9 protein-coding genes are annotated in these 12,300 nt (G+C 48.5%); 2 read left to right on the forward strand and 7 right to left on the reverse strand.

What is annotated here, in order from left to right:
• Positions 1 to 100: 100 nt before the first annotated feature.
• The 6 genes from IEW26_RS19580 to IEW26_RS19605 all read right to left on the reverse strand — a co-directional run bounded on the left by IEW26_RS19580 (position 101) and on the right by IEW26_RS19605 (position 7,567).
• Entirely contained in the window at positions 101 to 538 is a 438-nt protein-coding gene (locus tag IEW26_RS19580) for a chemotaxis protein CheW (RefSeq protein ID WP_186323150.1), read from the reverse strand.
• 464 nt (positions 539 to 1,002) lie between these two features.
• Positions 1,003 to 2,952 (reverse strand): alpha/beta fold hydrolase, encoded by a 1,950-nt coding sequence (locus tag IEW26_RS19585; protein ID WP_188593553.1) that lies wholly within the window; start codon positions 2,950 to 2,952, stop codon positions 1,003 to 1,005.
• A 130-nt stretch (positions 2,953 to 3,082) separates the two neighbouring features.
• Positions 3,083 to 3,649, reverse strand: coding sequence for a TetR/AcrR family transcriptional regulator (locus IEW26_RS19590; protein ID WP_188593554.1), 567 nt, complete (start codon positions 3,647 to 3,649; stop codon positions 3,083 to 3,085).
• A 338-nt stretch (positions 3,650 to 3,987) separates the two neighbouring features.
• Positions 3,988 to 5,289, reverse strand: coding sequence for an ABC transporter substrate-binding protein (locus tag IEW26_RS19595; RefSeq protein ID WP_188593555.1), 1,302 nt, complete (start codon positions 5,287 to 5,289; stop codon positions 3,988 to 3,990).
• 560 nt (positions 5,290 to 5,849) lie between these two features.
• Complete coding sequence (locus IEW26_RS19600) at positions 5,850 to 6,686, reverse strand: carbohydrate ABC transporter permease (RefSeq protein ID WP_111269202.1); 837 nt, start codon at positions 6,684 to 6,686, stop codon at positions 5,850 to 5,852.
• Positions 6,686 to 7,567: a carbohydrate ABC transporter permease gene (locus tag IEW26_RS19605; RefSeq protein ID WP_111269203.1), complete on the reverse strand. Its 882-nt coding sequence runs from the start codon at positions 7,565 to 7,567 to the stop codon at positions 6,686 to 6,688. Before IEW26_RS19605 ends, IEW26_RS19600 begins: the two co-directional genes overlap by 1 nt.
• Before the next feature lie 144 nt (positions 7,568 to 7,711).
• Here IEW26_RS19605 and IEW26_RS19610 point away from each other — a divergent pair, with 144 nt between their 5' ends.
• Positions 7,712 to 9,547: a cache domain-containing sensor histidine kinase gene (locus tag IEW26_RS19610; RefSeq protein ID WP_188593556.1), complete on the forward strand. Its 1,836-nt coding sequence runs from the start codon at positions 7,712 to 7,714 to the stop codon at positions 9,545 to 9,547.
• A 5-nt stretch (positions 9,548 to 9,552) separates the two neighbouring features.
• The gene (locus tag IEW26_RS19615; RefSeq protein ID WP_188593557.1) at positions 9,553 to 11,181 is read left to right on the forward strand and encodes a response regulator; all 1,629 of its coding nucleotides are present in this window, start codon (positions 9,553 to 9,555) and stop codon (positions 11,179 to 11,181) included.
• 84 nt (positions 11,182 to 11,265) lie between these two features.
• On the opposite strand, the gene IEW26_RS19620 is transcribed toward IEW26_RS19615, so the two are convergent.
• Positions 11,266 to 12,246, reverse strand: coding sequence for an arsenic resistance protein (locus IEW26_RS19620; protein ID WP_188593558.1), 981 nt, complete (start codon positions 12,244 to 12,246; stop codon positions 11,266 to 11,268).
• Between the last annotated feature and the right edge of the window lie 54 nt (positions 12,247 to 12,300).

The following is a 12,300-nucleotide window of genomic DNA, read 5'->3' on the forward strand; positions in this document are numbered from 1 at the left end:
AAAAAAATGCCCCTGATCCAGAAAACGGATAAGGAACATTTCGTTATTAAGATGAAACGATTAAGCAGCCGAAGCTGCCGCTATATTTTTTTATTAATGATTAAGATCTGATCAGACTGCCCAGCAGCACATCCAGATTCAGAATACCCGCGCGGTGATCTGCACAGAAACCGATTTTATCAAACACACCAATCATGAAACGGCGATGCTCCTCAGCAGGCTCCTCAAAACGATCATACGTCACCACCGAATCCACCATATCCACAATCAAAGGCACAAACCCGTTCTTGTAGGGAACAACGATAATCCGTGTCGATGGCGTATCCTCCTGCTCCGGCATGCCCAGCAGCACACGAAGGCTCACGACCGAAACCACCTTACCGTACAATGAAGCGAATCCTCTGATCTCGGGACTGCCAAAAGGAACCGTTGTAACCTCTACCATTCTGATAATTTCATGCACCTCATCAATACGAAGTGCAAAAATCTGTTCTCCGACCGAGAAATTAATATATTGCATTACTACATCTTCACTCATAATTGTCCCCATACCCTCTCATTCCGTAAAATCAGAATCTTCAACATACTTTTGGCTGTCGTCATGAGACGATTAGTCGTTACATGTTGTATCGGCACTTTTGGCGCAAATGTTTAGGCTTTCCACAACAAGAATCGCACTTCTAATCCGTTTTCGTTTCCGGATTCAACGTATGCCGAAATATATTCTAATTTCTGTGGACAACACATCAGATCCTGCTTTGATTTTGCTTTTTCCAGATGAAAAGAGTGAGTTATACCTATTTTGTGGATAAGTTGTGCACATATTGCTCACAATCTGTGGATATATACGTTGTTTTATGTGGATATTCGCAATTTCAATGTGGACATGTTGTGTATTTGTTTGTAAATCTAACGTAAACTTTGTCTTTTTTCGTCTGCTTATCCTCTCCTGTGGACATATTGTGGAAAGCCTTTCACTTACAGTACTGGATTACAGACTTCCTAGCTGATATTATTCACATGTGTTCCACCAGCCCAATCGACGAGGATTTCCGCTGTCTGTTCAAACTGGAATACTGGAAAATAGTGACCGTACGGCACATCAACCTTCTTATAACCGTTTTGTAATGCAGCTGGAAATTGATATTCCTGATCCCTGTCAGCCCAAACAACCAACTGATCCTGTTCATAGTCCATTCCCTGGAAACTTCCGTATTTCTCCCAGAAGCTGCCCGTCTCCTTGGTATGCCCCAAGTGAATCCACCTCAGCAGATCCAGATGTGCGCCCGCTATACGAGGTGAGCGAAGATAAGAATGTACCCTCTGGGCTGTTCCTGTCACCATGCTCTCGTCATTATCACCTGATCTGCTGCTACCCTCACGGAACATTCGTGCCCAACTCTGCTGAGATCTGGAGCGAAGCAACGCGCGACCTACACGACGCGGCAGGCGAAGCATTTGTTTTAAACGTGCATCTCCTCCGTTGTCCGCAGCAGGCTGGAGCAAGGCTAGACGAATATCGGTACGCCCGCTCCGCTTCAATGCTGCGGCTGCAACAGCGGCACCTACAGAATGACCAACAAGTTTGATGGGAACCGGCATTTCTGCCAAAGCATGCACAAGTTCGTTCACCTGACCGTTAAATGCATCTTGTTCCTGGTGAACAGGTGAGCGACCAAATCCTGCGAGATCAACAATCCAGACGGGATTGCCCGTAAGTTCCCTCAGCCGTGATCCCAAGGGAAGCAAGTCATCGGCGCTTTGGAGTAAACCATGCACAATCACCCACGGCTCCCCTTCACCTTCCCAGCCTAACCTCGCCAAATTCCCTAATCGTGAACGAGTATAGCGGTCTGGATAAGCCTTCATTTCGTGCTTGGGTAGAAGACGGTAGTCCAGATCCGCAATAATGAACGGGAGCTGCTCCCGAATATCAGGCCAGCTTCTCCCCATTCGCTTCAACAGCACCTCTGTCTCTTGTACCGGAAATCTCCTATCTGTAATAAAAGCCAGTGACTGTGCGGGAATACCACTGATGCGGCTTCCCCCAAGCTTCATAAGGCGTTGAATCCAAGATAGCGGTAGTACTCCTGCCGGTCTGGGCACATCCAGCTGCTTCGTGATCTGATTCAGCATTTCCTTCATGTTCGGACTATCCTCTTTACGTGCCAACAGCGGGTAAGTCCCCCCAAGAGGAGTCTCATCCTGCGTCAAAAACACCAGTGTCTCTGCCACCACATCATTCTCCACGAGCGGCAGCCAGTAAGATGAACCACCAGGTACAACCGGCATGAAACCTCTCTGCACAGCGCCAATCAGCAATCCAATGCCGCCTGTCTGCTCCGTCTCACCCGTCGGACGCGGGCCAACCACCGTACTGGGATTTACGACAGATAGAGGGTACCCATGTGTCTGCGCATGCGTTCGAATAAACCCATCCGCTTGAAATTTCATCTCTTCATACGCACTCTCTTGGCTGTCTGCATGTTTCACCTTTGTCTGTTCTTGCTGCTCGCCCTCCTGCCCGTAAGGACTCATATAACCAACGACATGAATAAAATGCCGCAATCCTCCGTTATCCTGGATATCCTTTGCTAACTGCGCTATTTCTCTCGCCCCATGCATAAAGATTTTGTTCGCTGTCTCTCGTCCCAGTGTAATGTCCATCGTGCCCCCTGCATGAAGTATGACATTCGCCTTCCTGATCCGTTCACGATCCGCTTGAACAAGCCCCAAACCTGTCAGAGATAAATCGCCTACGATAAACGTAATCCGTTCAAAGCTGCTCACACCGTAGCTCTCCAGTACGGTTCTGGCCCGCTCTTCAGAGCGAACCAAAAGCAGCATATGTATATCTGTTTTCTCCACAAGTTGTTTGACGGTTTCCCTTCCAATAAAACCGGTGCTGCCTGTCATCAGCAGAACGGTTTGTGCTAACGCTGTTTGATTCATCTATTAAACCTCCACACTATTTAGTCTTTTTTTAGTTTTGAGTTCGGTCTTCATTTTTCGTCTTAGACTCCTATGATACCATCTATATTAGTACCAAACAGTACTAAAAAGTTTAAAAAAAGAGCCTCGCTTAGCGAAGCATTTGACAAAACGTTCGTGCCGACTGTTCAATAATGCCCAGATTACGAGAAGTTCCGGCTAGGATCAGCGAACCTTCAAGTGCAGCAACGAACAGGGCCGCTGCCGCTCCAGGCTCAACTCCTTTGCGGAATTCTCCGCGTTCCACCCCTTGCTGGAGCAGCTTCTCCACCATAGGTATAAGCTCCCGGAAAAAGATCGAGATGCTTTCCTTCGCTTGGGAGGCACTATCGGGTGCCTGCATATAAAGGGTGACAAACGGACATGCCCCTTCAAAGTTTCGACTTTCTATACCTGCCGAAAGCAGTGCCAGGAAGGAGTTAATTCGTTCCTCCACGCCCCGTTCACGCTGGCTGAGCAGCAGATATAGCTCTGATTCGTATTGGGCAATCCAGAACTGAACAACTGCCTGAAGCAATTCCTCCTTATTTTTAAAATGATAATAGATATTGGATTTGGATACACCACTGACTCGCACTACCTCATCCATACTGACGTAAGCATAACCTTGCCTTAGAAAAAGCTGCGCAGCCACTTCAACCGCTTTGGTGCGGTTCACTGGATTAGAGCCTCTGGGTCTGGACGTTTTAGAATAATCTTGATTTGAACTATCGTTTTTGTTATTCATAACTAGAACTATATAGTACTATTTTAACAAATGCAAGCATATCTGTTGATAAAAATATATCGCCATCCTGTTTCCTGAAAAGTTGTCCACATTTAGATGATATACACACATGATATCCACATATAGTATCAAGCTGATGTAAAAGTTGTATTTCGAAATCTGTAAAGCAGCACAGTTATCCACATTTTCAAGATACACCGGTACAATGTCAGGGAAGCAAAAAAGCCAGCTGCAAAAGATGCAACTGACTTCGAATACGTATGTTGTCGTTATTTTTTCAAACTATCCCAGTTCTGCTGCAAGCCATCAAGCAATGCCTTTTTGTCAGACTTACCTGCTACATATGCCTGAATTGTGCTGCCGAACTCTTGCGGAACCCCTTCAGGGAAACGGCTGAAGTTCCAGCTTAATGTTTTGTTGGCCTGACTGTATTTCATGATATCTGTCGCCAGATCACCCAGCTCCTCCTCAGAAGCCTGAATCGAACTGAATGCCGGGATAAACTTGAATTCTTTCGTCAAATACTGCTTGCCAATATCGGATGTAACAAGCCAGTCCAGAAATGCTTTAGCTTCGGTTTTCACTTGGGAGTTTTTGTTCACAACCCAGTTGTTAGGTACGCCTACAAACAGCTTGTCGTTAGGTTCATTTGTGATGGGCATTGGCAGAATGCCCAGATTCAAGTCCGGGTTGATACCGTCAATCTGCACCTGTGTCCAGTTCCCCTGCTGCATCATCGCCGCCTCGCCGCTGGCAAACAGCGTTACCTGTGTGTTGTAGTCTGTCGTCAGCGGGTTTTTGTTGCTGTATTTCAGCGTCAGGTCCAGCAGATTCAGCCATTCATCAAACACAGGGTTGCCTGGAATCTTCTCTGTGCCTTCGTTCAGTCCTTGAATGAATTTTACCGGGTCCGCCTGATTCGCAAAGGCTACATTGACGTTGTGATTTCCCAGCACCCACCACTCCTGATAACCGTTGGAGAATGGTGTAATGCCTGCATCCTGAAGCTTCTTCGCCGCTTGATCCAGCTGTTCCAGCGTTGTCGGGATTTCTGTAATGCCCGCTTTGGCGAACAGATCCTTGTTATAAATAAAACCGTACCCTTCCAGCGCGAGCGGCTGTCCATACAGCTTGCCATCCTTGGTCATTGGCTCTTTGGCAACTTCCAGTACATCCTTGACCCATGGCTCGTCGGACAGGTCCTCCAGATATTCAAGCCAGGTATCCAGTTCACGGTATCCACCTACGTTGAAAATGTCCGGCTGTTCGCCTGCCGCAAACTTGGCTTTGAGCGCTGCACCATAGTCACTTCCGCCCCCTACTGTCTGAATATCCAGCTTGATGCCTGGATGGGAAGATTCATATTCAGCTTTGAGACGATTAAGTGCTTCAGCAATTTCAACTTTGTATTGGAAAATTTTTATCGTTTTGGTGCCAGCCGCAGCTTCACCGCCGCCATTCTGAGCATCTGTATTTACGGGACTGCCGCTCTTGTCACCATTCCCGCACCCTGCAAGCATCACCGAAAAAGCAATTAACATCAGCAGCGTTAACTTTGTCATTCTTTTCATAGATACACTCTCCCCTGTCGTAGTTTCAGTATAACCGCTTACTCGTTCTTCCTCTCTTGCTCTGACCTGCTTTTACTTCAAATGACCCATGCTTTGTCCTCTTCTTCTCTTTAATACTATATAGATGAACCGACACATTCACACAATGTGTGCATGCGCAGCTGATCTTAGATTAAGAAGTTACACAATCCGCTCCCATGACGGAACAACCTTGAGAGTAGCAGTTATCCCCAGCTTTTTTCGATTTCCTTTGCAATACTCTTTCATGAGATTATAAGTCCACATTGCATTTGTAATCCCATGTTTAAGAGCCCTGTTCCAGCCCATCTGCCCAAGCCCTGCGGGCAGATGGGCCCTTTGCCACCTCCGTGCGTGGCACGGAGCGGAGGCTTTATGATGCGCTGGAGGAGCGGAGCGTTCGCCTTTGATACTCGGGGGCTTCCTTGCTCTCATACATTCAGGCCCCCGAGGAGCAACAGCGACCAGAAGCGCTCATAAAGCCGGAGCGACCAGCCATCGCACTCCCTCACACATAATGCCGGAGCGACCTGCCATCGCACTCACCCCTTCACGGACCCCGCAGTAATACCCTGGATAATATACTTCTGCATGAGCAGGAAGAAAATAATGATTGGCATGATGCCCAGCACCAGAGCCGGCAGTGCGAGATCCCACTGCTTCGTATATTGACCGAACAGCGCAAAGGTTGCGATCGGAATAGTGCGCAGATTGGAGCTTTGCAGGATCAGGGAAGGAAGCAGATAGTCATTCCAGATCCAGAGTGTATTCAGAATAATGACGGTTACATACATCGGCTTCATCAGCGGGAAAACAATCCGGAAGAATACCCCGTATACCGAGCTTCCATCAACCCGGGCAGCCTCTTCAATCTCCAGAGGAACCGATTTGACGAAGCCGTGAAACAGAAAGATCGACATTGGGGCCCCGAACCCGAGATAACAGATGATCAGTCCACCCAGACTGTCGATCAGCCCCAGATTGCTGGTTACCGTAACAAGTGGAATCATGATAGACTGAAACGGAATCACCATCGCAGCGATGAACAAGCCGAACAGAATCCGGTTAAACCGTGTATTGCTGCGTACCATGCGGTATGCGGCCATAGAGCTGATCAGCACGAGCAGCAGATTGCTGACAATCGTTACGATTAGCGAATTGATGAGCGCTGACGGAAAGCTGATTTTCTCCCAGGCATTAGCATAATTGCCCCATTGGAATGCCTCCGGCCATGCAGCCGAGTTGGTGAGCAGATCACCAAACGTTTTGACCGAGTTCACAAACAGGAAGTAAAACGGAATCAGGAACAATAAGCCGATAAGCACCATGACAATCTCAGTGATCACAGTACCGAAACGGTAATTTTTCGTTGTCTCCATCAGGCTTCTACCTCCTTGCTCTTCGTCACACGTACCTGAACCATCGTGATGATTGCTACAATGATAAAGAATATAAATGCTTTCGCGGTTCCAATACCGTATCGGTTGTTAACAAAGGCTTCGTTATAGATGTTCAGTGCAACCGACTCGGTTGATCCAAACGGACCACCCTTGGTGAGCGACAGGTTGAGATCGAACATTTTGAAGGACCAGGAGATCGCCAGGAACAAACAGATCGTTACACCAGGCATAATGAGTGGTAAAATAATGCTCCGTAACACCTGCCAGCGGCTGGCTCCATCAATTTCAGCGGCCTCCAGCAGATCAGGGGATACATTCGTCAATGATGAGATGTAGATAACCATCAGATATCCAGCGGTCTGCCATACAAATACGATCACAATTCCCCAGAAGGCTGTCGGTTCATCGCCCAGCCACGGGAGGTTGAAAAAGGACCAGCCGGTCACGTCGCCTACTGCTGAAAACCCTTTCACAAATATGAACTGCCAGATAAAGCCGAGCAACAGCCCGCCGATGACGTTAGGCATAAAAAAGATAGTACGCAGCACATTTCTCGTCTTGAGCGGTTTGGTCAGAAAATAAGCCAGAAAAAAACCGATCACATTGGTGAGAAGCACCCCCACCACAGTAAAGCGTACCGTAAACCAGAACGCGGTCTGAAACTTGGGATCGTTTGCAAAAATATGCACGAAATTATCAAGCCCTACCCAGTTAACGCTGGCAGATACCCCGTTCCAGTCCGTGAAGGAATACACCATGCCAAGCAGGAAAGGGACCACGATGATGAGAATAAAAAATACAACGGAGGGACCCACGAACACAAGCTGCTGTAACAGCTGTGAAGACTTGCGATGCTTCATATCGTTCTCCCCTTCTATAGATGGATGATATTGGTCTCTTTTTTTATTAAACTCCAAAATCGTGAAGGGAAACACCGACACTCGTGAACAGTTGGGTGTAAAATATTGTCCTCTCTTGACGAGCAGCCAGAAGGGGTGTAACTGATGTCCAAATATTACAGTATCCGCACCAAGCTGATTGCCTTTATGCTGATTGCAACCACTATCCCGCTGCTGACGTCCATCAGCATGACGTTTATCCAAACCAAGACAGCCTTGCGGGAACAGGCCTTGGAAGAGAACAAACGTCTTATCTATCAGGCTTCGACAAATCTCAACAATTACGTTGATAATGTGGCACGAGCCTCGCTCACCGTATACAATGACCCTAACTTCCTGCGCAATCTCGCCAAACTCCCGGGTGATTACCGGGCTGTTGCCGAGGTGTATACCACGTTGCAAACGATCAAGGCCGCTGTACCGGATGTATTTCAGCTTTACCTGCATTCCTTTGCATCCAACCAGTCCACCTTGATTACAAGCCCTTTTCCGAAACGGGAGGGACGCAAGCAAGCCTATTCCGATTCACTGCATGGCCAGGCAGGGTCAGGAAGCTCCGATATCTGGGTGGAATCCGCACATATGAGCCATACCTATGGCTTCAAGGCCGCTTCTCCCGATGATTCACCAAGAACGGTCATAACCTTGCATCGAATCATTCGGGACATCCCTTCCCCTGAACGACTTGGTGTGCTGGCTATTGACCTTAACATGAACAGCATTGCTGCAATCTGCAGCAGACTGTATGATCCGGACAAAGAACAGATCTATGTCGTGGATGGGCAGAATCGGATTGTCTATCAAGGACGCACTGAGGTACAAGGGGCGGGTGATGCCAATCATCTGCAATCGGTGGCAGCGAACGCACTGCGGGACGGTCAGGCTCATACCGGTGAAGCGCGGATTGCAGAGGGGCATTTCGAGCAGGATCATTCGATGTATGTATATCAGCAGCTCGGAAACAGCTATGCAGACTGGACCATCGTGAAACAGATTCCTAACGAAACGTTATATGCAAGAGCTACTTCGCTCACCTGGAATAATGCCATGATTGCCATTGCAGCGCTTGTACTTGTAATCGTCGCAACCTTGTTTATTTCCATTCGCATTACAGGTCCGCTCAAACAGCTGATGCGGTATATGAACCAGATTCAGGCAGGTCGCCTGCATGTGGATATTCACCTGTCGAGCCGGGATGAATTCGGGGTACTTGCTAGACATTTTCGGGATATGATGGATACGGTCAATAACCTTATTTTGCGGGAATACCAGCTTGAGCTTGCTAACAAGACCAATCAGCTCAAAGCGTTACAAGCACAGATTCACCCACATTTTCTCTACAACACCTTGCAGTCGATCGGTACACTGGCGCTGCAGCAGCAAGGAAAACGAGCTTATACCCTGCTATCTTCTCTATCCAAAATGCTTCGCTACAGCATGCGGGACCAGACCTGTGTAACTCTTCGTGAAGAAGCGGAACATGCCCGGTTGTATCTGGAGCTTCAGCAGGAACGCTTCGGTGAACGCCTTGAAGTGCAGATGCAATTTGCCGAGGATACCTTATCTGTACAGATGCCCCGGATGACACTGCAGCCGTTAATTGAAAATTACTTTAAACATGGTGCAGATATACAGCCAGGAAAAGGCTACATCTCCATCACCAGCCGCTTCGTAAATGAACACTGGATTGAAATTGAATTGATCAACAATGGACCCGCTATTCCTGAAGACAAACTCAGTGAAATCCGAGGCTGGCTTCAACCACAGGAAACAGCAACGGAAATGATGCAGGAATCCGAAATGACGGAATCCATCGGCCTTCGAAACGTTGCACGCAGACTTGCCCTGAACTCCCACCCGGACAAACCTGCCAGAATCGAAATGCATAATATCCGGTCAGGCGGTGTGAAACTTCTAGTCAAACTATATGCGGGAGAGTGAACTACATGAAAGCACTGCTTGTCGATGATGAACAACATGTCCGTCATGCCATCCAGCTTCTCGGTAATTGGGAGGAACTAGGCATAGACATATTGCTGGAAGCAGCAGATGGACACGAAGCAATCGAAGCGATTACAGCACATCAGCCGGAAATCATACTTAGTGATATGCGCATGCCTGGCAAGGATGGCATGGCATTGCTTGAATGGATATCAGCTCATAACCCCCACAGTAAGGTCATTGTCATCAGCGGGTATGACGACTTTGAACTGGTCAGGCACGCCATCCGCCACGGCGGCATGGATTATTTGCTGAAGCCCGTTGAGGCCGAAGAATTGAATGCCTCTTTGCTCAAGGCGGTTAAGGCCTGGATGGATGAGGAGACTTCACGTACAGAATCTGCCAGACAGTCCATCGTCGTGAACCGGATGCGGCCGCATTATCAGGATCGTCTGCTGACAGAGCTGGCGATCGGCAGAGGCAGCAGATCCGCGCACATTCAGCGTTTACAGGAGGAATTGAATCTGCCCTGCCATATTCCGGCATGCAGCGTGGCCGTCACCAGCCTGTCGCATCTGGATGCCGATTGTCTGGCTAAATATCGCAGCCAGCCGGACCTGCTGATATTCTCGGTGCTGAATGTCTGCGCAGAGATGCTGAGCACTCCGGCAGAAGGTGTTAGTTTCCATCAGCTTAATCAGCCTGATGAAATTGTGCTGCTTCACTGGGGTTCGCAGTCCTCACTGGAACACATTCTTGGTACCATTAATGATGGATTGGAGCAGACCATTCAGCGCCGGCTTCATTTTGGCATATCGTCTTGTCAGAACTACCCTGATGGCATATCAGCAGCCTACCTGGAAGCTAGCTCCACATTGTGGAGGCGTAATATTTTGCTCACACGTCAGCGTATTCACGCCACCACAGAAACGACTAGCAGAAATAAAGGCAAGCGGCTCACCTCCTTCGAAGAGTCCATGCGTATTGCAGCCATGAGCTGTCGCGCTGCCAGTGTGTCTGCTGCCGTGGCTGAGTGGCTTGATCCGTTCACAGAGCTTGAGGCCATCAGCGCAGAGCAGCTGCAGCTGTGGATTCAGGAACTGGAATGGATGCTGGACCGCTGGTTGGAAGACAGAGAACATACTACCGTTCATGAAGAAGAATCTGATGAAGAACAAGAGCCTCCGCTCACCGAGCTCCCGTTTGATTCTGAAGGATTGCTCTCCTTTTCTCTGCTTCGATCTTTGCTGGAGCACCGTCTGCTCGCAGCCGGGAAAGCAATTACCGCTCAGCATCACACCGATCCTGATCCGATGACTGAAATTGCGCGCTACATGGACGCTCATTATCAGGAGGACTTGTCATTACAGCAGATCGCCGCACGTTTCTACCTGAGCAGAGAGTACATCTCCCGCAAATTCAAACAGCAGTTCGGGCTGAACTGGTCGGAATATCTGGGTAAGCTGCGAATTAACAACGCCAAGCTGCTGCTGCATAATCCGTCACTTCGAGTTGCTGCGATCTCGGAGATGGTTGGTTTTCAGGATGAGAAATATTTCAGCAAGGTGTTCAAAAAGATCGAAGGCATTACCCCTGCCGAATATCGCAAAACGGTAATACACACAGGTACATAACAAACCTGTTTGCATTGAAAAGAGGACTTCCCGACATGATTTGTCAGGAAGTCCTCTTCACGTAATACCAATCGATCGATTGTTTCACCCTCCTTCGGCTTTCTGATCCCGCAGGACTACGTTAGGTACTAGACGGATATAAATCAGTTCTCCCGCAAGCTCCACCATTGTCTGAGTGACAATGACCGCCGCGGCGATGGAAGCCCACTCCGGGGATAGCGACAAAGCCAGCGGCAGAACAACCAATGAATTACGGGTGGCAGCACTGAAGATCAGTGCCCGGCCTGCACCCGTATCCAATTGGAAGAGCTTTGCAATAATCCGGGATATCAGGGGCATAATGATTAGAAAAGCAACATAGAGCGGTATAACCTCCAGAACGGTCCCCAAATCGTGATAAACCTTACCGATCTGCGAGGCAACGACTGCGGTTAAAGCAAGAGCCATCATTGGCACTGGCAGCCATGCTGTAACATTAAGCACTCGTTGTCCAGTCACAGTTCTTTTGGAGAGAATCTGAGTAAGCACCGCCAGCAGCAGCGGAATCATGATCAGGAATAGGAAAGCCTCTGCAAACGGCCCGGCCTGCATCATACGAGCTGCATCTGTGCCCAGGAAAAACCAGAGATACACAGGAAGCAGGAGCATCTGTATCACGAACAGCACCGGGGTTGCTGCCAGCACCAATCTCTCATTCCCCCGTCCCAACTGTGTAAATACGATAACATAATCAATACATGGGGTTAGAAGTACAAGATATACGCCGATCAGAACGGCTGGTGATTGGGGAAACAGAAAGGTCAGCAGCCAAACAACAACAGGTACAACGATAAAATTAACCACGAGCAGTGCAGACATAAAACGCAGATTCATCCAGGACGCTTTGAGCTCCAGAAAAGGAATCTGGACAAACATGCTGTATAACAGCACCGCCAGAATGGGAGACACTGCTTGATGAATAATGTTTCCCGATTCCGGAGCGGAGAGACCTATCCATGCTCCCGCAAGCAGGGCTGCCACATACAGCCAGGTCTGCTGCTTCTCCATCATCTCTCTAGTAAACATTGGCTCCCCCTTCGTGTGGACCGACATCTTTAGGAATATTAAATCCATTTATGG

Origin of the sequence: Paenibacillus silvae (assembly GCF_014639235.1) — a bacterium.
Classification (GTDB): Bacteria; Bacillota; Bacilli; order Paenibacillales; family Paenibacillaceae; genus Paenibacillus; species Paenibacillus silvae.